Origin of the sequence: Prosthecobacter sp., from assembly GCF_044226605.1 — a bacterium.
GTDB lineage: Bacteria > Verrucomicrobiota > Verrucomicrobiia > Verrucomicrobiales > Verrucomicrobiaceae > Prosthecobacter.
On record NZ_JBGAGS010000013.1, the window covers coordinates 143,266 to 166,983 of the forward strand.

At 61.5% G+C, this 23,718-nt stretch carries 17 protein-coding genes; 11 read left to right on the forward strand and 6 right to left on the reverse strand.

The window, feature by feature from the left end; all coding sequences use genetic code 11:
* Positions 1-164 precede the first annotated feature (164 nt).
* Entirely contained in the window at positions 165-1,151 is a 987-nt protein-coding gene (locus ACILSO_RS18990) for a hypothetical protein (RefSeq protein ID WP_395739024.1), read from the forward strand.
* A 36-nt stretch (positions 1,152-1,187) separates the two neighbouring features.
* Here the strand turns inward: ACILSO_RS18990 and ACILSO_RS18995 are convergent, their stop codons facing one another.
* Both ACILSO_RS18995 and ACILSO_RS19000 read right to left on the reverse strand, forming a co-directional pair.
* Positions 1,188-4,535, reverse strand: coding sequence for a protein kinase domain-containing protein (locus ACILSO_RS18995; protein ID WP_395739025.1), 3,348 nt, complete (start codon positions 4,533-4,535; stop codon positions 1,188-1,190).
* Between the two features lie 66 nt (positions 4,536-4,601).
* Entirely contained in the window at positions 4,602-6,338 is a 1,737-nt protein-coding gene (locus ACILSO_RS19000) for an Hsp70 family protein (RefSeq protein ID WP_395739026.1), read from the reverse strand.
* Between the two features lie 61 nt (positions 6,339-6,399).
* On the opposite strand from ACILSO_RS19000, the gene trpD reads away from it, so the two are divergent.
* From trpD to ACILSO_RS19025, 5 genes are all read left to right on the forward strand, one after another.
* Complete coding sequence (trpD, locus tag ACILSO_RS19005; protein WP_395739027.1) at positions 6,400-7,437, forward strand: anthranilate phosphoribosyltransferase; 1,038 nt, start codon at positions 6,400-6,402, stop codon at positions 7,435-7,437.
* Between the two features lie 67 nt (positions 7,438-7,504).
* Positions 7,505-8,395, forward strand: a complete 891-nt coding sequence (locus tag ACILSO_RS19010; RefSeq protein WP_395739028.1) for a hypothetical protein — start codon at positions 7,505-7,507, stop codon at positions 8,393-8,395.
* Positions 8,396-8,479: 84 nt separating this feature from the next.
* Positions 8,480-9,949, forward strand: a complete 1,470-nt coding sequence (gene gatB / locus ACILSO_RS19015; RefSeq protein WP_395739029.1) for an Asp-tRNA(Asn)/Glu-tRNA(Gln) amidotransferase subunit GatB — start codon at positions 8,480-8,482, stop codon at positions 9,947-9,949.
* An 87-nt stretch (positions 9,950-10,036) separates the two neighbouring features.
* The gene (locus tag ACILSO_RS19020) at positions 10,037-10,189 is read left to right on the forward strand and encodes a small basic protein (protein WP_395739030.1); all 153 of its coding nucleotides are present in this window, start codon (positions 10,037-10,039) and stop codon (positions 10,187-10,189) included.
* Positions 10,190-10,198: 9 nt separating this feature from the next.
* A complete protein-coding gene (locus ACILSO_RS19025) occupies positions 10,199-11,206 on the forward strand; it encodes a pseudouridine synthase (protein ID WP_395739031.1) in 1,008 nt (335 codons plus the stop codon).
* On the opposite strand, the gene ACILSO_RS19030 is transcribed toward ACILSO_RS19025, so the two are convergent.
* Entirely contained in the window at positions 11,088-11,978 is an 891-nt protein-coding gene (locus ACILSO_RS19030; protein WP_395739032.1) for a diacylglycerol/lipid kinase family protein, read from the reverse strand. The genes ACILSO_RS19025 and ACILSO_RS19030 overlap by 119 nt on opposite strands.
* A 139-nt stretch (positions 11,979-12,117) precedes the next feature.
* On the opposite strand from ACILSO_RS19030, the gene ACILSO_RS19035 reads away from it, so the two are divergent.
* The 4 genes from ACILSO_RS19035 to ACILSO_RS19050 all read left to right on the forward strand — a co-directional run bounded on the left by ACILSO_RS19035 (position 12,118) and on the right by ACILSO_RS19050 (position 20,412).
* Positions 12,118-13,854 (forward strand): molybdopterin-dependent oxidoreductase, encoded by a 1,737-nt coding sequence (locus ACILSO_RS19035; RefSeq protein WP_395739033.1) that lies wholly within the window; start codon positions 12,118-12,120, stop codon positions 13,852-13,854.
* A 36-nt stretch (positions 13,855-13,890) separates the two neighbouring features.
* Positions 13,891-14,427 (forward strand): hypothetical protein, encoded by a 537-nt coding sequence (locus ACILSO_RS19040; protein WP_395739034.1) that lies wholly within the window; start codon positions 13,891-13,893, stop codon positions 14,425-14,427.
* A 56-nt stretch (positions 14,428-14,483) separates the two neighbouring features.
* Positions 14,484-17,906, forward strand: a complete 3,423-nt coding sequence (locus tag ACILSO_RS19045) for a tol-pal system YbgF family protein (RefSeq protein WP_395739035.1) — start codon at positions 14,484-14,486, stop codon at positions 17,904-17,906.
* Positions 17,907-17,976: 70 nt separating this feature from the next.
* Positions 17,977-20,412 carry a DUF3656 domain-containing protein gene (locus ACILSO_RS19050; protein ID WP_395739036.1) on the forward strand — a complete coding sequence of 812 codons (2,436 nt, stop codon included), beginning with the start codon at positions 17,977-17,979 and terminating at the stop codon, positions 20,410-20,412.
* Between the two features lie 33 nt (positions 20,413-20,445).
* On the opposite strand, the gene ACILSO_RS19055 is transcribed toward ACILSO_RS19050, so the two are convergent.
* Positions 20,446-20,736, reverse strand: a complete 291-nt coding sequence (locus tag ACILSO_RS19055; RefSeq protein WP_395739037.1) for a hypothetical protein — start codon at positions 20,734-20,736, stop codon at positions 20,446-20,448.
* 151 nt (positions 20,737-20,887) lie between these two features.
* On the opposite strand from ACILSO_RS19055, the gene ACILSO_RS19060 reads away from it, so the two are divergent.
* Positions 20,888-22,831, forward strand: a complete 1,944-nt coding sequence (locus ACILSO_RS19060) for a hypothetical protein (protein ID WP_395739038.1) — start codon at positions 20,888-20,890, stop codon at positions 22,829-22,831.
* A gap of 8 nt (positions 22,832-22,839) precedes the next feature.
* Here the strand turns inward: ACILSO_RS19060 and ACILSO_RS19065 are convergent, their stop codons facing one another.
* Together ACILSO_RS19065 and ACILSO_RS19070 are read right to left on the reverse strand one after the other, a co-directional pair.
* Positions 22,840-23,409 carry a Maf family protein gene (locus tag ACILSO_RS19065; protein WP_395739039.1) on the reverse strand — a complete coding sequence of 190 codons (570 nt, stop codon included), beginning with the start codon at positions 23,407-23,409 and terminating at the stop codon, positions 22,840-22,842.
* Positions 23,406-23,687 (reverse strand): DUF903 domain-containing protein, encoded by a 282-nt coding sequence (locus ACILSO_RS19070; RefSeq protein ID WP_395739040.1) that lies wholly within the window; start codon positions 23,685-23,687, stop codon positions 23,406-23,408. The genes ACILSO_RS19065 and ACILSO_RS19070 overlap by 4 nt, the downstream gene beginning before the upstream one ends.
* Positions 23,688-23,718: the final 31 nt, after the last annotated feature.

A 23,718-nucleotide genomic window follows, 5' to 3' on the forward strand; every position in this document is an offset into this window, starting at 1 on the left:
TTTTGAACACGCTTCAGGCGCCTGTGTCCGAATGATCTGCGCTGCAATCGAGGTGGGAATGTCCAGTCAAACCTGCCTGTTTGAAGCGAATCCAACCCTTGAATTACAGATTGCAGTTTACCCTGTGAATCTGCTACATTTACCGTAAACCGGTCCCCCCACCCATGCCCGTCAATCGCGTCATCAAGCCATTGATCGTCGCCGCGTCCCTCGCGACGGCGGTTTCGGCAATTGGACAGGGAGCCTCCAAGGTAACGGCCACGGGTGCTGCGGCGGCCTTAAAAAAAGGCGGCTCGGGCTCGGCGGGAGGCACGGCTACGAAAAGCAAAACCCCGGCCAGCCCGCCAGTGGTGAGCCGGCCGGTGTCTCAGCCCCCTCCGCCCCGCTCCCCTGCGCCTGCAGTGCCGAGTTTCAACGCAAACGCCATGCCCCATCTGGGTTACGCCCGGTATCCATGGAAGCTGGACATTGTGGCCACGGTGTTCTGGGTGGGAGAAGAACCCACGGAAAACAATCCGACTCCCAACGACAAAAGCTCCTGGGATACGCAGTGGATGCAAAACTATGGCGGGTATGACGATCCGGACCCTGCAAAGCGGAAGGAGAACTTCACGCCGATGGGATTCACGCCGAAGCAGAACCCCTTCTATGTGGCCCTGCCCTACAACGATGTGATCGACTACGACTCCCACAAGCCGGAGGCGTCCCGGGTGATCCCGTGGTTCAAGCAGAAGTTTGTGCGTTCCGGCAAGACCGTGCTGAAGGGGCAGTGGATCGCCATCCGCTATGGCAACCGCGTCTGCTATGCCCAGTGGGAAGACTGTGGGCCGTTCGTGACCGATGACCACGAGTATGTGTTTGGCAACTCACGGCCGAAGAACACTAACAACCGTGGCGCGGGCCTGGACATCTCCCCGGCAGTGCGTGACTACCTGGGCATCTCCAGCAGCGGACGCTGCGACTGGCGTTTTGTGGACGTGAGCGAAGTTCCCGCCGGCCCCTGGCGCAGTCTGGGGAGCAACAATCATTTTGTGACGCAGCAGAAGGTCGAAAAGGCACGCGAGCACACGGAAATCTCCAACCGGCTGGAAGAACTGCGCAAGATGCGCGACGCCTACTTCCAGCAGGGCGGCAACGGGGCAGGGCGCTGAGCGTAAAGGACGTTGGGAGCCGCCCGCTGCTGACGATCAGCGCGGCGGATTTTGGAAATCGAGCCTGCCGTTGGTGAACACAAAGGGCAGGGAGGCTCCGGTATTGCCACTGAACTCTGAGGCGGGGTGGACCTCGATGGAGCGTCCCGTACCGGTCTTGGGCTGGTTGGTGCAATCCTGGACGTAGATGACGGCATCCAGCGGAGCTTTGGCCAGGAGCTTTGGTTCCGGCTCGCCGAAGGTGCATTTTTCAAAGACACAGTTCTTGGTGGCGAGCGCGAAGCTTTCAGGGACGCGGCAGTTGATGAAGCGGCAGTTTTGAATGGTGAGCCAGTCCTTGCCGACCTCTTCACTGGCGTCCTCCTTGAACAGGACGGGGTTCAGATCGATGTCCTGGAGGGTGCAGGATTCGAGCTTCATGCCCACGTCTCCCAGCTTCCAGTTCTGCATGAACGAGCCTGTGATCACACAGTTGGTGAAGTGCCATTTGCTGCTGAAAAGGGCGATGTACCACACCCCTTCCTTGGCGAAGATGCAGTCCTGGAACACGCTGTCTCGTGCTGCGAAGCTGCCACCGAGGTCGGCAGTGATCTTGACGTCCTGGAAACGGCCGCCCACTCCCTGCCATGAGCCTTCACGCAGATGAAAGCGCACGTTTTCGATGCGCATGCCCGGCTGGCTGACGACATCACCGCGCTGTTCATCGTTTTGCGCATTGTTTCTGCCTGCAGCACCAATATCAATGCGGCGCAGTGGACGATAGGTGCCCGCAGGAATGGTGAGCTTTCCAGTCCACACGGCTTTGTTCAGCAGGGGCTCGCGCATTTGAGGTGCGCTGGAGACCTGGTCCTCCAGCGTCTGAAGATCCAAGACCTTCGCCTTCACGGATTTGATCGTGACCGGGTGTTTGAAGGGGAAAATCTCCAGCGGGTTGTTCACCCGGGAGTAGTCGCCGAAATGCAGGAAGCGGCGTTTTCCATCCACCGAAATGCTCTGCATGTGTGGCAGAATGCGCCAGTGGATGGTGACGAAAGTGTCTTCCGGAATGCGTCCCAATCCGGGCAGATGGTGGGCGCCTCCGGGATCACTGTCGATGCGGAGTTCGCTCGGGTTGGTCTCCCAGTTGAAGATCAACTGCTTGGCGGTATAGGCCAGGCGCAGATCATCTTTTCTCGTTTTCACCACGAGAGTGAATTCCACGGGCGGCTTGAATGAACCCGCCGTGGTGAAGCGCGCAGGCTTTTCCAGCACGACCTCTTTTCCGCCCGGCAGGAGTTCCCTGGCCTCATTGAACAGATCGGCGCGTTCACGCCCGAGACTGGCGAGCCGCGCACTGGCAAGCTGGGCGTCTTCGAGCTTGGAGGCCTTGGTCCATTCCGCCTGCTCTCCTTTCAGGACGTCTTCGTATTTCTGAAACAGACTGTTGATGCCGGTGAGACGCGCGCTCTCGATCGGACGCAGGCTGTTGCGGTAGGTGGCGCGCAAGGTCTTCAAAGTCGCGGGGAGATCAGACTCGTCCTCGGCAGGCAGCGGACTCTGGCTGCTGATGCGCTGCTTTTCCTCGCGTAAAGCCAGCGCCTCTTCCAGGTGGGCGGACGTCATGGCTGCGGACTGGGCACGCTCCAAAGCGGCGAGATACTTGGTGTTCAAGTCTGCCAGTGCGGTGCGGTGAACGGCCAGGACATCGCGCTCCAGGGCTGCGTGGAAGCTGGTGTCCAGCTCGCGCAGGCGCTTTGCGCCCTCGCTTTCAGCCACGGGTGGTGGCTGCACAGCGGGCCTGACTGGCTGCGAGGGCGGGCCATCCCATTCCAGGAGGAAGGCGCGTCCGCCGGCCTCGCTGCCCACGCCCCAGTGAGTCAGGGCGGGGCCTTTCATGTCGAGTTTAAGAATGAGCTTTTTCTCCGGATCGGCGGTGGCAGCCGCAGGATCGTTCCAATGAGTGTATTCAAAGGCTTCGTCGGTGACCCACTTCCACACCCCCTTTTCGCGCACGCCGCCGAGGGTGGCGTGCAACAGGCTGACCTGCTTCAAGAAAGGCGGCATCGTTTTGTCCATCCAGTCCTGCTCCTCCTGGCTGTTGATGGTGGCCAGATGGGCGCCAAGGCTTAGCGCATGTTTTTGGGCGTCGGCCTGGTTCCTGCCTTCGCCGACGAGCTGGTAGAAGTGCCCCTTGAACTCCATCACCGGCATGGTGGACCAGGGGCTGCCTTTGGGGGCCCTGGGGTTCACCGAAGGCACGGCGGTCCCGGGCGTGACGGCAAGGGCCGGCTTTTTGCCAGCGGGGGGGGGAACTGGCTTGGATGTTCCCGGCTCGTTCTCATCGGCAGGGCGGGGTGCTTCAGCCGTCGTTCCAGAAGCTGCAGGTGGTGCCTCCGAAGGCCGCAAGAAAAAGGCGGCGCCGCCCGCGAGAACGATGACGGCAGCAGCGATCATGCCCCAGGGCGTCGGTGGCTTGGGCGGTGGAGGCGGTGGCAGGCGGGGCTGCATGCCACCTTGGGGCGCCTGCCGGGCCGGCTTGGCCTTGGCAACCGGGACGGTGAGGATTTGATCCAGGTCCCGCCGGATCTCGCGGGCGGTCTGGTAGCGTCTGCTCAGGTCATGCTCCATGGCCTTGAGCACAATGGCGTCGTAGCGTTTGTCGCAGCCGATTTTCTCGCTGGGAAGCTGAAAGCTGCCGCGCGGGATTTTACCGGTGAGCATGTTGTAGAGCATCACGCCCACGGCGTAGAGATCGGCACGGCCATCGACCGGCATGCCAATGATCAGCACTTCGGGAGCCACGTAGTCCGGAGTTCCCATGGTGGTGCCTTCCTCGGTAAGGAAGCCGCCCTGGCTGGGATCGTGCACGCTGGCCAGGCCGAAGTCCGCCACCTTCACGGCTCCTTCCATGTTGATGAGGATGTTGGCCGGTTTGATGTCGCGGTGAATGACACCATGCTCATGCGCGTAGGCCAGCGCGTCACAAACGTGAGCGGTGATGGCCAGGGCGTGCTCCACCGGGAGCTTGCCCTGCGCATGAATCATTTTGAAGACATCGGTGCCGTCGATGTACTCCATGACGATGTAGAGAAGGCCGTCGCGCGTCTCTCCGAAATCATACACCGCCACGATGGCCGGATGATTCACCTTGGCCATGGTGCGCGCCTCGTTCTTGAAGCGGGTGATGTACTCGGCCTCTCCCTCCGCCACTTGTGGCGGCAGAACCTTGATGGCGACGAGCCGGTCGAGCGATATCTGGCGCGCTTTGTACACCGCGCCCATGCCACCGCAGCCGATCATTTCCCATTGATCATACTGAGGCAGAATGGCTTCCAGATGATCCGGTGCCGGAGGTGTCCACCCCGCGCCGCCGGCGGCAGCAGGGCGTTGGGGATTTTCATTCATGTCCGGCTGAAACGCTCATTAAGTGGGAAAACGTAACTGGCGGTTCATCTATTGGGAATCAAAAAATCAAATCAGACCACGGCGTGCGAGCGATTCTTCCATGGCACGGTCGATCAGCATGACGGCGAGAGACTGAGTGGCGTCGTCCAGCAGTTGCGTGGCGGCCTTCAGGGCTTTCGCATCGTGATCGGTAGCAGCGAGCAGGGCACGCACGGCAGCGGCCTGGCTGATGACACCGGCTTTTTCCTCGCTGCTAAGCGCATCGCCTAGCTGCGAGAGGGCCGCGTCGACGGCGGGAAGGAGTTCCTCGGCCTTGAGCCGCGCTTCGGTCCAGATGCGTTCATTCATGTCTTCGAACGCGAAATCCACGCTCTCGGCGATCATCTGCTCCACGCGTTCGTCGGCCACATCCACGGCGGTGCCGGTGATTTGCAAGGTGGTGTCCTTATTCGTGGCGGTGTCCCGGGCCAGCACGTGAAGGATGCCGTCGGCATCGATGCTGAACTGCACGCCCACACGCGCGCTGCCTTTGGGGCCCGCGGGAAAGGGGACCTCGATGCGACCGAGCTCCCAGTTGTCCTTCGCCAGTTCGCGCTCGCCTTGGAGAATACGGATGAGCATGCTGTCCTGATTGGCCACGGCATTCGTAAACATCTCGCCGGCCTTTGCAGGAATCGTCGTGTTGCGCGGAATGATGATGTTCATCAGCCCGCCGAAGGTTTCGATACCGAGGGAGAGCGGCGTGACATCCAGCAGCAGCACCTGACGCAGGCTTCCACCGAGAATGCCCGCCTGAATGGTGGCGCCGAGGGCGATCGCTTCGTCCGGATTCTGCGAGGTGTTCGGCTCGCGGTCGAAGAGCTCGCGCACGTAGTCACGCACCAAGGGCATGCGCGTGCTGCCGCCGACGAGGATGACTTCATCAAGCTCCTCCGCTTTGATGCCTGCATCGCTCAAAGCACGCAGGCAGTGGCTGCGTGTGCGCTCGATCCAGGGACGGGCGATTTTTTCCAAATCGGCGCGGGTGATGTCGAGGCCGTTGTAGGAAGCGGTGTCATCGGTGGAGAGACGTTTCTTGACGGCTTCCGCCGCTTCGATGACGCGTATGTCGTTAGCCGGGAGCTTTAAACGCTCCGCGATGAATTCGGCCAGCAGGCGGTCGATGTCATCGCCACCAAGCTGGGTGTCGCCGGCGGTGGAGAGCACCTGGAAAGTGCCATCGCGCATTTCGAGCACGGAGATGTCAAAAGTGCCGCCGCCGAGGTCATAGACGGCGATCTTTTGGTGCTCGGAGAGTTTGTCCAAGCCATAGGCAAGCGCCGCCGCCGTGGGCTCGCTGAGGATGCGCAGCACTTCGAGGCCCGCGAGTTCGCCGGCACGCTTGGTGGCATTGCGCTGGGCGTCGTTGAAATAAGCGGGCACGGTGATAACGGCCTGCGAGACCGACTGCTCCAGCGCCCGCTCGGCGACGGCCTTTAGATGCTTGAGGATCTCCGCAGAAACTTCGACGGGGGAGGTTTTCAGTTCGCTGAGAGAATACGGCGGCGACCACCCGGCCTCACCCGGACGGCGGCCAATGAGACGCTTCACCGAGGTGATGGTGCGCGTGGGATGCAGGGCACGCTGGCGCAAAGCCACAGCCCCGACCGCGATGCTGCCATCCGCGGCCATGCAAACGGCGCTGGGCGTGCTGCGGCTACCGTTTTCATCGGCCAGGAGAATGGGAAAGCCGCTATCCACCACACCGACGAGGGAGTTGGTGGTGCCGAGATCGATGCCGAGGATGGGAGAGGAAGGATTCAACGTTGCAAGAGGTTCACACGGGTGGGCTTGCTAAACACTGCGCTTTGGCCAAAATCAAATCATGGAATTACTGACCCAAGGACTGAACGCAGGCGTGCACCTCATGGAAAACCAGATCGCGGAGGCGGCGATGCAACTCGTGGATGCTGCCGTGACGGCTGCGGCCAAGGCGGATTTCCTGCGTGCGCTGGCCAGAAAAGGCGAGACGCCGGAGGAGATTGCGCTGTTTGTGAAGGAGTTTTTGAAACTGGCGGTCGATCCGGGCCTTGATCGTGCAAAGCTGCCGGGGCCGATGCTGGATGTCGTGGGCACGGGCGGGGATCAGCTGCACCTTTTCAACGTCTCAAGCACGGCCATGTTCATCCTGGCTGCCGGCGGGGTGTGTGTGACGAAGCATGGCAACCGCGGCATCACCTCCAAGGCAGGCGGTGCGGACGTGCTGGAGGCGCTGGGCATCAAGATCGATCTGCCGAAGGAAAAAGTGGTCGCAGGCATCCAGAGCATTGGCCTCGGGTTCTTCTTTGCGCCGCTGTATCATCCCACGTTCAAAGCGGTGGCGGAAGCGCGCAAGCTGCTCGCGGCGGAGGGGCAGCGCTCCATTTTCAATGTGCTGGGGCCGCTGCTGAATCCAGGGCGGCCGGACTACCAGCTGATCGGTGTGTTTGATCCGAAGCTGACGCGGGCCTTCGGCGAGATCCTGGTGCAGCTGGGCCGCAAAGGCGCCTGGGTGGTTCATGGCACGGCGGCGGACGGGCAGGGGATGGACGAACTCTCCACGCTGGGGGTGAATGATGTCTGCCAGGTGAGCGCGGGGAAACTCAACGAGACCAAGGTTGATCCCAAGGCGCTGGGTTTCGGCAAGGCCGTGCTGGAAGATCTGGTGGGCGGGGACGCAACGGAGAATGCCGCCATTCTTGAAGGCGTGCTGGCCGGAACGATCAAGGGGGCCAAGCGCGACATCGCGGTGCTCAATGCTGCGGCAGGATTTGTCATTACGGGGAAGGCGCCAGAACTCTCTGCGGGGAAGGCTCTGGCCGAGGAGCTTTTGGATCGTGGTGCGGCCCATGCCAAGCTGCGGGCCATGCAGGATCTGGTCTAGGGCCCAATTCCTGCAAGACAGGCGGGGGAAAGATGTTAAGTTATCCTAATAATCTTGTCGCCTGTCCATGCCTCACCCCAGTGAACTGCTCCAGCACGCTCAGAAGGTGCCCCACACCATGTGGGCCTCCATCGCGATCGTGGGCTTCTTTGCGTTCGCGGCGGGGCTGGCGTTTGCGAAGGGGGTGGTGCAGCAGATCATCAATGTGGCCACGCTGGCGCTGTGCGCAGCGGCGGCGTGGTATGTGTACATGCACCGGACGGTGATTTTTGGCGCGGCGGGGATGCAGATCACGACCAACCGCATGGTCATCGCCTCTCTGATTGCAGCCGGGATGATGTTTGCCGTGTGCAAGGTGGGGAAGTCTTTCCTGGCTGCCTTTGGTCTGTTCAGGCTGCTGGGCGGGTTGACGGGGTGGAAAGGGTTGATCGTGAGCTTCCTCCCCTCTGGCGCTCTGATGTGGATGGGCAGCGTGGCACTCCGCATCGTGGGCAGCCTCTATGGCATGGAAAACGCTGCGGAGATTGTGAAAAAGGGCGGCGAGATTGAGAGTCAGGCGAAGTCCATTTTTTACAGCCTGAGCCAGAAGATCGACAACAGCGCCTTCGGCGGTGTGGCCAAGTGGATGGATCCTTATGACATCAAGCCGACGGCGAATCTGGCGCGGCTGCTGATCCTGTGGCCTGAAGGGAGCATGTGGCAGCGCCTCGCCGCGCAAAGCCCGGCCACGGCCAATGCGCTGAACAACAAGATGGTCTATGAACTGGGCTATGATCCAGATGTGAGGAAGGCCATTGCGAGCAGGGATTTCGCGGGGCTGATGCAGCTGCCCAAGGTCGAGAAAGTGGCGAACCACCCCGACCTGCGGCCCATCTTTGCCAGCATGGAACTGGAGCAGGCCATGGACTCCGTGGTATACCGCCAGCCACCGCCCCCGCAGCCGGTGAGGATGCATTGAGCAGCCAAAAAAACCGCCAACGGCACGTTGCCCCGGGCGTGGCTCTCGCTTTGATCTTCCGCCACTCGTCCTTTTCTTTTCCGCATGCCCAAATACATCGTCACCATCGGCCTTGAAGTTCACGCGCAGCTCACGACGCGCAGCAAGATGTTCTGCGCCTGCCCGGTGGAGTATGGGGCGGAGCCAAACACCCACACCTGCCCCACCTGCCTGGGCCTGCCAGGTGCGCTGCCGGTGCTGAACCAGGCGGCCATCGAGAAAACCATCCTCACGGGGCTCATGCTGGGCTGCACCACGCCGCCGGTGGTGAACTGGGATCGCAAAAACTATTTCTACCCGGACATGCCGAAGAACTACCAGATCACGCAGATGCCCTTCCCGCTCTGCCTGGGCGGCGGTGTGCCGCTGTATGATCTGGCGTACCCGAAGGACGCGCAGAAGAGCATCGCCAATCCTGGCAAGGTGGTGAAGCTCACGCGCATCCACCTTGAGGAGGACGTGGGCAAGTCCACGCACTACGACAAGTTCAGCGCGCTGGATTTCAACCGCGCCGGCACGCCGCTGATGGAGATCGTCAGCGAGCCGGACATCGACAGCGCCGAGGAGGCCTTCGCCTACATCACCAGCCTGCGGCAGATCCTCATCTACGGCGGTGTCAGCGATGCCGACATGGAGAAGGGCAACCTGCGCTGCGACGTGAACATTTCCGTGCGCCCCGAAGGCCAGAAGGAGCTGGGCACCAAGATCGAACTGAAGAACATCAACTCGATGTCCGCCGTGCGTCGTGCCATCAAGGCGGAGACCGAGCGTCAGATCGATGTGTTGGAAGGTCGCAACCCCGAGAAACTGGTGCAGAGCACCCGTCGCTGGGACGATGACCGTGGCGAGACGACCCTGATGCGCTCGAAGGAAGATGCGCACGACTACCGCTACTTCCCCGATCCTGATCTGCTCCCGGTGCGCACGGCGGACCTTGTGGCCAAGATGCGGTCGCAGGTGCCAGAACTGCCGCATGAGAAGCGCGCACGCTTTGAAAAAGACTACGGCTGCAGCGCCTACGATGCAGGTGTGCTCTCGAGCGAAAAAGAACTCGCCGCCTGGTATGAAGCGGCTGTGGCTGCCGACACGGCGGTGCCGGCCAAGAAAGTCGCCAACTGGGTGATCAATGATCTGCTGGGCGTGCTGAACGAGCGCAGTCTGAGCATCGGCGACTGCCCGGTGAAACCGGACGCGCTGAGCGCCCTTGTGGCCACCGTTGAAGCGGGCAAAATTTCCAACAACCAGGCCAAGGAAGTGTTCGCCGAGATGTTCGAGAGCGGCAAACCAGCCGCCGAGATCATCAAGGCCAAGGGCTTCGAGCAGGTCAGTGATACGGGCGCCCTGGAGGCAATCGTGGAAAAAATCCTCGCGGACAACCCTGCCAAGGTGGCTGAAGTACAAGCCGGCAACGAGAAAGCCATGAACTGGTTCACCGGCCAGGCCATGAAGGCCAGCCAAGGCAAGGCGAACCCGAAGATGGTGACGGAGATTGTAAGGAAGAAGGTGCTGGGGTGAGCCCCAACGCACAAACCCCTTGCATCCCACCCGGTGGCTGCTACCCTCTCCGCCCCTTTTCAGAACACTCAGCCCAATTTTAGAATCATGTCCCAGCATAGCAGCCTCAAGTCCTCCGGCTCCGTCGGCACCAAGCGCAGTGTCCTGAAGCGTGGTGAGCGCGTCAAGCTTCTCAAGGCCCGTGGCCAGTGGAAGGAAGGCCGTCTGCCGACCAATCTGCCAAAGACCAAGCCGGAATAAGGCTTTCCCGTGCGTCTTAACCGATATCTGAGCCAGTGCGGCGTGGCATCACGCCGCGGCGCTGAGGAGATCATCCTCAGCGGACGTGTGTCGATCAACGGCCACATCGTCACCGAGCTGGCCACCCAGGTGCAGCCTGAGGACAAAGTCGTTGTCGATGGCTCATCGGTACGCACCGAGACGCCTGTCGTGCTCGTTTTGAACAAGCCGAAAGGCTACATCTGCTCCCGTGGCGACAAGCACGAGCGGATGACGATTTACGATCTCCTCCCGCTCAAGTACCAGAACCTGCACCACGTGGGCCGTCTGGACAAAGACAGCGAAGGCCTCATTCTCCTGACCAATCGCGGAGATCTTTCCCATCGGCTCATTCATCCGAGCCAGGGCGCGGAGAAGGAATACGAAGTGGTGGTGGACCAGGCGCTGAACGCTGAAGTCATGGCCAAGCTCGTCAAAGGCATGATGACCGAAGAGGGTTTTGCCCGGGCCGAACGCACCTGGATGGACACCGATTACCGCGCGCACATCGTGCTGAAGATGGGGCTGAAGCGGCAGATCCGCATCATGCTCTACCAGCTTGGCTACGAAGTGACACGTCTGACCCGCGTCCGCATTGGCTGGCTGAAGCTCCATGGCCTGGCCAAGGGTGCCTACAAAGAACTCACGCCCACGGAAATCGAACGCTTCTTCAAGGAAGAGTCCAAGCCGAAGCTGGAGCGCAAGCCCGCAGGCGCAGGCGAAGACGACGGCATCGAAGATCACCGCCCGGCACGGAAACGTGCAGCCGAGTCCCGTGGGCCGCGCAGCTTCAAGCCCGGCGCTGGCAAAAAGAGCGGCCCTCCAGGTCGCTTCTCCGAAGAAGGTGGAAAGCCCTCCGGCTTCCGGCCCAAGTCCAAGTTCAGCCCGCGCTCACGCTCAGGCGAAACGGGGCAGGACGAAAGACCACGGGGGCGTTCAGGTCCGCCAGCTCGCCGTCCAGCTCCACGGGGGCCTCGCCGAGGTCCGTCGTCACGGTAAATTCGCTCGTCTGGATGTAGTCCAGGTATTCGCACTCCTGGTAGCCGCCCAGCAGCATGCCACGTAGCAGCTGAATGAACTCCATGCCACCGAGGCCACGGAAGATGAGGAGGTCGAGCTTGCCGTCAGTATTTGACGCATCGCGGAAGAGCGGAAACGGGCCGCCGTAGTGCCTGCCATTGCCCACCAGGACCACAGTCCCTAACAGGGGAGCTTTGCCCTCGATCTGCACACTCAGCGTCGGCGGCGTGCGCATCAGCACGTTCACCGCGCTCATCACGTAACTCAGAGGGCCGTATTTTTTCTTCGCCTCCCAGGAGGTCTCCTGCACGATCTGGGCGTCCAGGCCCACGCCCGCGAGCTGGGCAAAGTACATGTCATTGGCCATCCAGAGATCCACCTCGCGTTTCTGGCCGCTCGAGATCTCGCGCCAGCAGGCCTCAATGTCGCGTCCCGGAAGCTTTAGCTCCACGGAAAAAACATTCATCGTTCCCAGAGGCAAAACACCGAGCGCCGTGTGCTTTTCTCCCGGCTTGCGTCGGGCATTGGCGCGGCAGATGCCCTGAAGGACCTCGTTCATGGTGCCGTCACCGCCCGCGGAAACGACAAGGGCGTGCCCCGCCTCCGCCAGTTGTTCGGCGATCGCGGACGCATCTCCGGGACCTTTGGTGAGGTGCAGCTCCGGTTCCGGAGACAGCCTGCGCAGCGTGTCTTCCAGGCTGGCGGCCTTCGTGCTGCGGGCGGCGGGATTCAGAATGACCGGGATGGGCATGAGGGCGGCATTGATGACACGTTGCGACGACTTCGCAAAGTCTCATGCCAGCCCGCTTGTGAAACTTTTCACAAATTGCGGTTGCCCCTCCGCATGCGGCTCCGATAATCCGGCTTAAGCCCCCTTTTCCCCTTCGCTCATGCCTGCCCCCGCCGAAGCTCCCGCTCCTGTCGCCGCCCCGACGCCTGCCGACCTCGTGAATGTGCAGATCGACGGCGTCTGGCACAAATTCCCCAAAGGCATGCGCATGATCGAAGCGTGCAAGCAGGCCAAGCAGGAAGTGCCGCACTACTGCTACCACCCCAAGCTCTCCTCCCCCGGCAACTGCCGCATGTGCCTCGTGGAGATGGGCATGCCCCCGCGTCCGGCTCCCGGTACCGAGCCGGAGAAGGACGAACACGGCATGCCAAAGATCGGCTGGATGCCGCGCCCCGTCATCGCCTGCGCGAACACCATCGCGGAAGGCATGGGCATCCGTACCAACTCCGTCCTCACCCAGGAATGCCGCAAGGGCGTGATGGAGTTCCTCCTCATCAATCATCCCCTCGACTGCCCCATCTGCGATCAGGCCGGCGAATGCCGCCTCCAGGAGTTCAGCGTGGAGCACGGCAAAGGCGAGAGCCGCTTCCGCGAAGACAAAGTCAAGAAGCCCAAGAACGTCGATATCGGCCCGCGCGTGCGTCTCGATGACGAGCGCTGCATCATGTGCAGCCGCTGCATCCGCTTCACCGCCGAGATCGCCGACGAGCCTGTGCTCGGCTTCACCGAGCGCGGCAGCTTCACCACGCTGGCCGTGCACCCTGGCAAGCGCCTGGAGCACAACTACTCGCTCAATACCGTGGACATCTGCCCGGTGGGCGCCCTCACCTCCAATGACTTCCGCTTCCAGCAGCGCGTGTGGTTCCTCAAGGAAACGAACAGCATCTGCACCGGCTGCGGCCGTGGCTGCAACATGGAGATCGGCGCCCGTGGTGACGCGATTTACCGCCAGACGCCGCGTGACAACAACGACGTCAATTCCAGCTGGATGTGCGACAGCGGCCGCCTGGATTTCCATTTCGTGAACAGCGAGTTCCGCCTCACCGACCCGATGACAAAGTCCGGTGGTAAACACCAGATCGCCAGCTGGAAGGCAGCGCTCAGCTCCATCGCCACCGCCCTCGCCGGCAAGAAGGGCGAGGAGATCGCCATCATCGCCAGCGCGCGCATGACGAATGAAGAGCTGTTCTTTGTGAAGCATCTGGCTGCGCAGCTCGGCACCACCAATCTGGACGTCATCCCCCGCACCGGCGGCGCTGACAACTACCTGCACGCCGACGACCTCAATCCGAACACCAACGGCGCCAAGCTCATCCTCGGCATCGAGCCCGGAGCGAAGCTCGCCGAGATCACCGAACTCATGAGCCGCGGCCGTCTGCGCGTCGTCCTCGCCCTGGGTGAAAATCTCCTAAAGGTGGGCTTCTCCCAGCGTGACCTGGAAAAAGTGCCCTTCATCGCCTCCCTGCACATCCTGGCCAATGCGAGCGCTGAGCTCAGCGATGTGGTTCTTCCCGGCTCTGCCTACGCAGAAAAGCGCGGCAGCATGATCAATGTCACCGGCCGCCTCCAGCGCCTGAACAAGGCCGTCAAAATCCCCGGCAACGCCCACGACACCTGGGAAATCCTGCGCGACCTCATCGTCGCCTGCGGCGGTTCCAACGGCATCCACACCGTGGAGGACGTCTTCAAGCGCCTCAGCGCCGAAGTGCCCGCCCTGAACGGCCTCACGTTCTCGAAGATCGGTGATCTCGGTGTGCAGGTGCTCGAAACCGCCGAGAAGATCCCGCTGCTGGAGCGCGAAAAAGAGCGCAAGGCCAAGGGCATCATCGTCGGGTAACAGACCTGCGTCAGGCCTTCGCAACCCTGCCTTGTCATGAAGCCTTCCGCCACGCAGTCAATTCTTGCGGGGCTGGTCGGCACGGCCCTGTTCGGCTGGGTCATGCTGTCGTTGTTCGTCCTCGATCCTCCCGGAAAGCTGACGAACGCCGATTTGAAAACCATGTCTGGCAAAGTGGTGAAGGTGGAGAAAACGAAGGGCAAAGGCGGCGGAATGCTGGACTTGTGGATTGCAGGGCAGGACGTGCCGTTTCGTGCCATCGATGGTCCTTATCCGCGCAGCTTTGACGCCGGAGTACTGGAGAGACTGCTGCCAGGTGCGGAAGCCCGCGTGAGCGTCCGGAGCGCTGACATGACCGCTCCGCGCCGCAATCTGGCGCAGAACCAGCTTTTCTATCCCTTCGTCGCTCTCGATGTGGACGGCAAAGCCGCGCTGACCCTTGAAGCCTACAATCAGTGGTCCGTGGACAATCAGAAAGTCGCGAAGTGGTTCCTGCCCCTGATGTTTGGCGCGAGCCTCTATCTTTTGATCGCAGGCATCCGGACCCACCGCACTCAGCCAATGGCTTATTAAGCAGTGAGCCACAGAGTTATGGCAATGCACGTAGGTGTTCTGCTATGTTCCACTCCATGCGTCTGAATTTCGTGCTTTGGTGTTTGCCCGCTTTGTTGTGCACCTCGATTGCCCGAGGGCATTCGGCTGCTTTGGAGGAATACCCCGAACGATTTCCCGGCAAGACACTGCAGGCCATCGTACGTGAGTGGGAGCCACCGGCAGAGGACGGCCGGGATGAAAACTCGCTGCTCAATGCGGTTCTGCAGCTGGCCTACCAGTGGACGAAGCTGCCGACGGACGAACTGAAACAACGCACGGCTAGACTGCTGGAGGAAAACCGCCGCGGTGAGTATCGCAAGCGTTTCGCCAACGTCCTGCATGAGATGGAGGAGCTTGCCGCCCAGGGAGAAGCGGGCCATTCCGAGGAGGTGGCGGATTATCTGGACTGGCGCATGGAGCATCTGAGCTCAGATGACGGCTACTTTGACAAGATGCCTTCCGGCAGCTGGGATGAAACCAGGCAAAAGGCCGAGGAACGGACGCGGCAATGGGAAAGCGAGCGCAACAAAGCCATGTCAGAAATCCGTGTGAAGGCGGAGACAGCTCCAGCAGTATTGCGGCCGCACTGGCTGGTGCAGTGCGGTGCCATGGAGTTTCACCACCGGCGCTATTTGCTGGCGGCGGACTACTTTGGAAGAGTGTGCGAGGCCTATCCTGAACATTCACGCACAGAAGTGGCGGTGCTGATGCTGGCGCGGATGAAGTTTGATGAGTGGAAGCAGGAGCGCCAGAACTGGCAGCGTGATGAAACCAAGGTGCGCCGAATGGAAAACGAGGCGGAGGAGGGATTTGAGAACTACCTCAAACGCTATCCCAAGGGGCGGTTCACCGCGGACGCCATTGGCTGGCAGGGTGGCATCATGCGTGAGCGGGGCTACCTAGGCGGCGCAATGGAGAAATTTTTGCTCCAGGCACAAACGCCCGGACATCCAGAAATCCGCCGCCGGGCCTTTCAGCAGATCGAGTGGCTGCTGCGCGACTTTATCGAGCGTCCGGACCAGCTGGATGAATATCAGTTTCCATGGGCCAAGGTCGCCGCCGAACCCTGCGTTGCGCTGCGGATGGGCTATTTCATGCTCGACTGCGAAGGGGAAACCGACCTCGGTGCGCTCATGCAGCGGAGGTCAGGCGGAGACCATCGGGTGCTGGAATCACTTGTCCCCCGGCTTGCCGCGATCCGTGCGGCGGCGAAACCAATGTGGAAGAGGTTTGATGCGGCGCTGGCCGCCAACGACGCGGCGTACCGGGGAAGCCGGAGCATCGTTCGCGATGTGCTGCATGCGTGGTCGGCCGTGGTGCGTGGCGAGGCTGGTCTGGTGGCCGGACTGGTGCAGGAGCGGAAGCAGGGCGCAGGTGCGGACGATGCCCTGCTGGTGCGGGCCATCGCGCGATTGAAAATGGGAAACGCCAGCGAAGCCATTCGTGGCCTGGACCTGCTGGATGAATCCTGTCCGCAGTCACCGCTGCGGAGAGGTGGTGATCTACGTCGCGTGGACGCCTGGCTGGAACTGCACCAGCCCGCAGTGGCGATCACCTTGCTGTGGAATTCCACCAAAGAAACGGCGGTGTGGAAGGAGGAAATTGAGGAGAGGCCGCCGCTGCATTTGAGCGGAGAAGTGGACCAGCGCATGTCGGCCCTTTTGACCTTCGCCCCTTTGCCTGAGCTTGAGAAAGCGGCTCTCGCCGACGGCGTGACGCCAGGTTTGAAAACCGCGCTGCGTTGCGCCCTGCGTGTGCGGCACCTGAGCGAAGGACGCTTTGGTGAAGCTCAGCGTTTTGCAGAAGAGGCCGATTTTGAAGGGTGGGAGGGCAGGCATGCCAGCTGGAATGAGAAAAAGGAAGAAGCATCAAGCACGTGGAGGGCGAGTGTGTCCGAACTGCAGAAACTGAGCAATGCGGTGGAGCAGGCCAGTGGTGAAGCCAAAGCGGCGGCCTGGATGGCTCTGGGGGCTGCCTGGGAAAAACAGCTGTGGCGTCTGCTGGATGGCGGGACCGCCTATGCGAAGGAAGGCTTTGGCAGCGCCGACCTGCCGCCCCCGTCCTATGAACTGCGGCACCACGCACGCATCGTCGGGCTGGGCGATGCCACTGCTGCGGCCATGCTCGACCAGCGGCAGGAGACGGCACAAGCCATTCGCTGCTATGAAGAGGCGCTGAAGCTTGCCTCGAAGGGAAGCGCTGCTTCGCTGCAGGCGATGCAGGCCATCCAGACCGCTTTGCGCACTCGTGCGGAGTTTTCCGCCTACTTCATGGACCGCTCTGTGGAAACCGACGTGGCTGCGCAGTCCAGATTGCTGCATGACCGCATCGTTGCCGAACATCCCGGCACCGATGCCGCGCGGCAGTCGGCGTGGTGGACTTTTCGTCCATCGCGCACTTTGGGAGAGTGGCAGCCTGGAGACTACGGCCTGTTCGGACGCGAGGTGGAGCTTGCACAATGGCTGACCGCTGCTGAAAGAACAGATTTCTGGACTGACGATTGGCAGACGGCCGCGACGATCAAAACGATCGCCGACAAACTGAAGGCCGCCTTCGCGAGTGAAACCAGTGTCACGCAATTGCGTGCGGCCGTTGCAGGCTTAAAGCGGGACATTCGGCGCGAGGCGCCGGTGGCGAAGGCAGGAGCTATGATCAATCATCTCGATGATCTGGATCTGCTGCTGACGGCTTCTGGTGTCAGCGAGGAAGCGCGGAAGGCTTACTTCGATGCCCGAATGAGCGGCAGTCCGCTCGATGCCAGCGCAGAGATTTTTGCGCCGATGCAGGACTTCGTGGCGTTTTGGAATGCAGCCATCACGCCCTCGACGACGGCTCTGACTGTGGCGGAGCAAAAGCTCATGGCAGAGCATCCGGCACGCGGCGCCCGGCAGCGCATCGCTCAGGCGCAGGTCTGTCGCATGCAGGAGTTTTTGGCGAAATTTCCGCAGAGTGTGAAGCGGGAGGCGGCGCTCGCTCGTCTGGCCATCAATACGCTGCGCCAGTCGCGTTGCCACTGTGGCATGAGTTATGTTGATGAGCGGGAGCAGGCCACGACGGCCTACGTGCGCTTTGATATTGAGCGCGGCATTCCTTTTGACCGTGCGGCGGTCACTGCGGCGCTGGACGCCTATGACCGCGATTTTCCGCAGGGGCGCTATCATTGGGATGTGCTGCTGATGCGCGGCATCGCCGCCGCGGAAGCCCACGACTGGACCGCTGCTGTGCGCGATTTGATGGCGGTGCTTCAAAACCCTGACCAGCGCAGCCTGCATCTGGATGCCAGCAACAACCTCTGCGCCATTTTCATGGAACTGCTCACACCCGGGCAGCGTCCCGCCGTCATCCAGGCAGTCAAATCCACGCCCGGTGCATGGCAGAAGCTCGACACTTTCATCCTCCGCCCCACCTGTGGCTGGCGCCTGCGTGTGCTGCTGGGGTGGCTGGAGACGCAGCGCTGAAAAGCGGACGCCGGAAGAAGGAGACAAATGCAGTGAATCTGCGGCAAATCTGGCTTATAGAAGCCGGTACATGACACCCCTCCCCAAACCCGAACTTCTCTCTCCCGCCGGCAACTGGGACTGTGCCCGCGCGGCGGTGGCGAACGGGGCGGATGCGATCTTTTTTGGCATGCCGCGCTTCAATGCACGCCTGCGTGCCGACAATTTCACCGAGGAGGACCTGCCGGAGCTCATGAAGTTCCTGCACGAGCATGGGGTGAAGGGCTATGTGGCCTTCAATACCCTCATCTTCACCCGTGAGCTGCCGGATGCGGAGAAGCAGCTGCGGTATCTGGAAGAATGCGGGGTGGATGCCGTGATCGTGCAGGACCTCGGCCTCGCGCGCATGGTGAAGGCGCTGACGCCCAGGCTGCGGCTGCATGCGAGCACGCAGATGACGATCACTTCCCCCGAAGGGCTGGAGTTTGCCAAGCAGCTGAACATTGATCAGGCGGTGCTGGCGCGTGAGCTTTCTCTGCGTGAACTGGAGCGCTTCAAGGAGGCGCAGGTGCCGCTGGAGGTGTTCGTGCATGGCGCGCTATGCGTTGCTTACTCGGGGCAGTGCCTCACCAGCGAGTCGCTGGGACGGCGCAGTGCGAACCGCGGTGAATGCGCGCAGGCCTGCCGCATGCCCTACGAAATGATTGTGGATGGCGAGCCGCGTGATCTTGAAGACAAGCGCTACCTGCTTTCGCCGCAGGATCTGGCTGCTGTGGATGAGATTCCGCGTCTCATCGCGCTGGGCATCCGCAGCTTCAAGATCGAAGGCCGCCTCAAAACGCCGGAGTATGTGGCGGGCGTCACGCAGGTGTATCGCAAGGCGATCGACCGCGCCCTGGCCAGTCAGCCCGCACCGGCGAGCGAGGAAGATCGCTATGCTTTGGAGATGACTTTTTCCCGCGGTTTGTATCCGGGCTGGATGCATGGTGTGAACCATCAGGAGCTGGTAGGCGCCTACTACGGCAAAAAACGCGGCCCCTACGTGGGGCAGGTCACGCGCATCCTGGGCGCGGACACATTGGAGCTGGATGACCTTCACATCGCCATGAAGCCGGGCGATGGCGTGGTCTTTGAGAATTTGGCGGACACAAATCACGAGCAGGGCGGCAGCGTGTATGAAATGCGCGGACGCGTGCTCAGCTTCCGCCACGGCCACCTGCGCATGGAGGACCTGCCCCTTGGCACACGTGTTTTCAAAACAAGCGATCCCGCGCTCAATCGCGCCCTGCGTCAGTCGTTTGAAGGGGACATCCCCATCCGCAAGCAGCGCAAGCTGGACCTGCACGTCACCGGCAAAGTCGGCGAACCCCTGCGCGTACAAGCGGGCGCCAACGAAGTGACTTCCACCATGCCGCTGCAGGCCGCGATGAAGCGTCCGCTCACACCTGGGGCATTCATCGAGCAGTTCAGCCGTCTGGGCGGCACCGAATTCGAGCTGGGCGAGGTGCAGTTCGATGTCATCGGCGAGGTCATGCTGCCCATCAGCGAGCTGAACCGCATGCGGCGGGATTTAATTGCTTCATGGAGCGAGGCCGCTGCACCGCCTGCATCTGCCGTCCCGGTCACAGCGACGCTCGATTCCCTCATGCCATCCCGCGGCATCGTCGATGACACCCTGCCGCTCCAGCTTCACGCCCTGTGCCGAACGCAGGCGCATGTGGATGCCGCCTTGGTCCTCGGGGTGCAGCGCCTCTACCTCGACTTTGAAGACATCCGGCTTTACGCGGACATGGTGAAGCAGATCAAGCAGCGCAGCGATACGGCGCAGGTCTGGCTGGCAACGCCGCGCATTCAGAAGTCGGGCGAAGCGGGATTCTTCAAACTCATCCAGCGCGCCGAGCCGCACGGGGTGCTTATTCGCAATCTCGGCGCCATGGCTTTCTTCCAGGATGCCGGCATTCCAATGACGGGAGATTTTTCGCTCAACGTGGCCAACCCGCTCACTGCGGAGATGCTGAAAAAGTCCGGGCTGGAGCGTCTAACGATCAGCTATGACCTGAACATCGAACAAGTCGTGGATCTTCTCGCCGCCGCGCCGCCGGCTTGGTTTGAGCTGACGCTGCACCAGCACATGCCCATGTTTCACATGGAGCACTGCGCCTTCGCGGCCTTTCTCAGCAAGGGGACCGACTTCACCAATTGCGGCCGTCCCTGCGACCGGCATCGTGTGCACTTGAAGGATCGCGTGGGCATGCATCACCCGCTGAAGGCGGACGTGGGATGCCGCAATACTTTGTTCAATGCGGTGGCGCAGACGGGCGCGCAGTTCTTCGATGAACTGCGCGAGCACGGCCTGCGCTGCTTCCGCGTGGAACTACTCGAAGAAAACGCCGACGAGGCCATGATCGTCCTTCGCACCTACCAGGAACTGCTGGCGGGCCAGCGTGATGGCGATGAGATCTGGCGCGATCTGCGGGCACACAGCCAGCTCGGGGTGACGCGCGGAACTTTGACGGAACTCGCTTGAGACAGGCGAGCCGGAAGTCCCGGGCGCCAGTGGTCAGCAGAACTTGTCGTGAACAACCCTCTGGATCTCTTCGGAGGCGGGAAGCTGGTTCTGGTAAAACGTGTATGAATTGATGGCGGTGAGGTAACCGTCGTTCTTCGTTGCGGAGCCGACCCAGGCTCCCGGAGGCAGCCTGCCCACAGATCTTTTGACGAAATCCGCATGGGAAAGGGAGACGTTTGCCGTGAAATGACTCACACGCCCCTCCTGCACGATGATCAGGAAATAGAGGCCATCCCCAATGAAAATCTTGTCCGTGTGTCCCGTGTCGGTGGCTGGTTGCATAGGGGGCTGGCCGGTTGGACGTTTGCCGCTGTCAGGTTGTGACAAGACAGCGTGGAGGTGGCGGCAGGCGGGGTCAACTGGCTGGACTGGTTTTGATCCAGGATCGGAACTTCCTTGAACCCCGGCGGTTTACCACGACAATCCCCCTCTCATGGCCCGCCACGTCCCGGACGATTTTAGTTTCCTGCCGACCGTCGATTCGACGGAAGAGGACATTTTAGAAAGGGAGGCCCTGTGGAAGGCCGCGAAGCAGCAGCAGCAGCAGCCGGAACCAGAGGCGCACGAGTATGAGGCAGCGTCTCATGAAGGGGCGCACCATGAGCCGGTGTATGAGGAGCCGGTGTATCAAGAGCAGGTCTATGAAGAGGTGCCGGTGGTGGTGCCGCCACCGCCACCGCGGTCAGTGCAGCCGCCGCCTCCCCCCAGGTCGGTCCAGCCTCCACCTGCGCCGAGGTCTGTCCGGCCGCCGCCGCCCCCTCGCTCCACGCAGGCGCCTCCACCGCCACCACGGTCGGTGCAGGAGCCTCCGGCAGAGCCGGCGGAAAAAGTTCGTTTGTTTGAGCCGGGTTCGGCCCGCGTGGCGCCATCTGCGCCCTCGGAGGAGCGCTCGAGCCAGGTTTCTCCTCAGGAGGTGGCGCTATCGTCCGCCAAACTGCTTCCAACGAAACAGCCGCCGACCGCCCCCCCTTTGGAAGATGATGCCCCCCCTCCGGCACTCAAGGAGCCACGGGCTATGCGCCCGCGCACGGACGGTGACGCGGGAGCGGCCTCACCACCCCCGCCGCCGGTCAAGGCACCTGCGGCCTCGGCATCACCAAAAGCACCGGCGTCTTCGGCGCCAGAGCTGCCCCGAAGCGATGATGCGCCTGCGGAAACGGCAGATGCAGGCGAGAAGTCAGAAGCGGACAAAGAAACCACGCCTTTCACGGCCCCCAAGCCACCCTCAGAGGAGCCCTTGGATCCGGATGAGGCCAAGCGGCTGCGCTGGAAAAAGCTGGCGGACAAAATTGGCCTTCGCACGCTGGGCATGAGCTTTGGCGTGCATGTGTTTCTGCTGCTGATCGCCTGCTTCATCGGCGTCAGCGGAGTCATGGAAAGCCAGGTGGACTTTCTGCCAGGTGGAGACTCCCCCCAGGCACAGGCCGCCGCCGAAGTGCTGACACACAAGATTCAGCAAAAGAAGAACCCCTGGCTGAAGAACAAGCCGACCATGCGCAAACTTACGGTCCAGTCGGTCGCGTCCAACATTGTGCTTCCGGAAATGCCGCCGATGGACATGACGGACTTTTCGAAGATAAACAACCGCATCGAGGTCAAATCTTCTTCCCTGGGAATGGGGCAGCCCCTGGGCATGGGAACGGGAGGCGCAGGCGGAGGTTTCGGCGCGGGCATCGGACGTGGCGCGAAGTTTTCCTTCCTGGGGCAGACTGCTCTCGGGCGGCGGGTGATCTATGTCGTCGATGTTTCAGGCTCCATGTCTGCCATCGGGCAGGGAGAGAAGATCTCACGCTTTGATCTTCTGAAAAAGGAGCTGACGAAGAGCATCAGCCAGCTTCCCGCGGGCACGGCCTTCCAAGTTTTGTTCTTCTCGGATTTCGCCTGGCCTCCCGGCGAGGTGAACAGCCGAAACAGTGAGGCATTTGGCAAGTACCGCTGGCCGACCATTGACGGCACCTACGACACGCTCTCCGCCGAAAATTACAAGAAGGCGAAAATCCCCACCTTCAAATACCTGCAGGTCACTCCGTTCTCGCTGCAGGACATGAAAAAGATCATCGACGAGGCGGACAATCCGGGCGGCACAAACTGGGGTTCAGGGCTGCTGATGGCGCTGAATGCCAACCCGAAGCCCGATGTGATCTTTTTCATGACCGACGGCAACCGCTCCGACGAGATGGGCTGGATTGACGTCGTCACCGCTGAAAACAAGCGCAAGCTGCCCATGACCACCATCCACACCAGTGCCATGCAGCAGCCGGACGCCGCCATCGAACTGGACCTTCTGGCCAAACGCAACAACGGCAAATTCACCGTCGTGCTGGGCGAGGGCAAAGTGGTGAAGGGTGAGGACTACTTCAAAATGAAGAAGAAGTAGCAGCAGTCTCAAGACTGCAGCTCATGCAGCGCCGCAGACACTTCATCCACAGGCAGTCCCACGACGTTGGTGAAGGAACCTTCCATGCGCTCCATCACCATGTCCGTGCATTCCTGGATGCCGTAGGCACCGGCTTTGTCGAGCGGATTGACCCGGCGGTGATAGTCGCGGATCACCTCATCCGTCAGAGGCTTGAAGGTGACGTGAGTGATGACGTGCAGTTCTCTTGCGACTTCGCCGCCGCAGGCAAGAGCCACGCCGGTGCAGACCTCATGCGTGCGGCCGGACAGGCGGCGGACCATCTGCAGGGCTTCCTCCATGTCGGCCGGTTTGGCCAGGGGATCGCCATCCACATAGACAAGGGTGTCAGCACCGATGACCAACGCGTCCGGGCGGGTGCGGCTCACGGCCAGTGCCTTGCGGCGGGCGTTTTCCACCGTGAGCTGTTCGGGTGTCAGGGCGGGATCATGCGCCTCCTCGACCTGCGGCAAAACCACTTCAAATTCAAACCCTGCCTGGCGGAGGAGATCCACCCGGCGGGGAGAGGCAGAAGCCAGCAAAAGCGGGCGCCCGATCACGCGCGCTGCTCCACGATGGTGGCCACATCATCCGCACGGATCACCGCATCTCGCTTGTCCGGGGTGCGGTAGCGATAGTAGCCGGTCTTTTTCTGATACAGAGGCGCGCCTTCGCAGGGGACCTCCCGGCCGTCCTTCAGCTTGATCTTGTGCGGTGTGGTGGACGCGAACATGTCCGGCATGGAGCAGGAGATGAGGGAAAAGGCTGGCAGGATCAGCAGGAGACGGCGCATGGCGTTCATGGCGGATATGGCAGGATAACGGAACAGTTCAGACATGACTTTCGGGCTTTTTGTTCATCCATCAGCA

Coding starts and splice junctions, on each gene's coding strand:
- ACILSO_RS18990 (WP_395739024.1), top strand. CDS start 165: ATGCCCGTCAATCGCGTCATCAAGCCATTGATCGTCGCCGCGTCCCTC.
- ACILSO_RS18995 (WP_395739025.1), bottom strand. CDS start 4,535: ATGAATGAAAATCCCCAACGCCCTGCTGCCGCCGGCGGCGCGGGGTGG.
- trpD (WP_395739027.1), top strand. CDS start 6,400: ATGGAATTACTGACCCAAGGACTGAACGCAGGCGTGCACCTCATGGAA.
- ACILSO_RS19010 (WP_395739028.1), top strand. CDS start 7,505: ATGCCTCACCCCAGTGAACTGCTCCAGCACGCTCAGAAGGTGCCCCAC.
- gatB (WP_395739029.1), top strand. CDS start 8,480: ATGCCCAAATACATCGTCACCATCGGCCTTGAAGTTCACGCGCAGCTC.
- ACILSO_RS19020 (WP_395739030.1), top strand. CDS start 10,037: ATGTCCCAGCATAGCAGCCTCAAGTCCTCCGGCTCCGTCGGCACCAAG.
- ACILSO_RS19030 (WP_395739032.1), bottom strand. CDS start 11,978: ATGCCCATCCCGGTCATTCTGAATCCCGCCGCCCGCAGCACGAAGGCC.
- ACILSO_RS19035 (WP_395739033.1), top strand. CDS start 12,118: ATGCCTGCCCCCGCCGAAGCTCCCGCTCCTGTCGCCGCCCCGACGCCT.
- ACILSO_RS19040 (WP_395739034.1), top strand. CDS start 13,891: ATGAAGCCTTCCGCCACGCAGTCAATTCTTGCGGGGCTGGTCGGCACG.
- ACILSO_RS19045 (WP_395739035.1), top strand. CDS start 14,484: ATGCGTCTGAATTTCGTGCTTTGGTGTTTGCCCGCTTTGTTGTGCACC.
- ACILSO_RS19050 (WP_395739036.1), top strand. CDS start 17,977: ATGACACCCCTCCCCAAACCCGAACTTCTCTCTCCCGCCGGCAACTGG.
- ACILSO_RS19055 (WP_395739037.1), bottom strand. CDS start 20,736: ATGCAACCAGCCACCGACACGGGACACACGGACAAGATTTTCATTGGG.
- ACILSO_RS19060 (WP_395739038.1), top strand. CDS start 20,888: ATGGCCCGCCACGTCCCGGACGATTTTAGTTTCCTGCCGACCGTCGAT.
- ACILSO_RS19070 (WP_395739040.1), bottom strand. CDS start 23,687: ATGTCTGAACTGTTCCGTTATCCTGCCATATCCGCCATGAACGCCATG.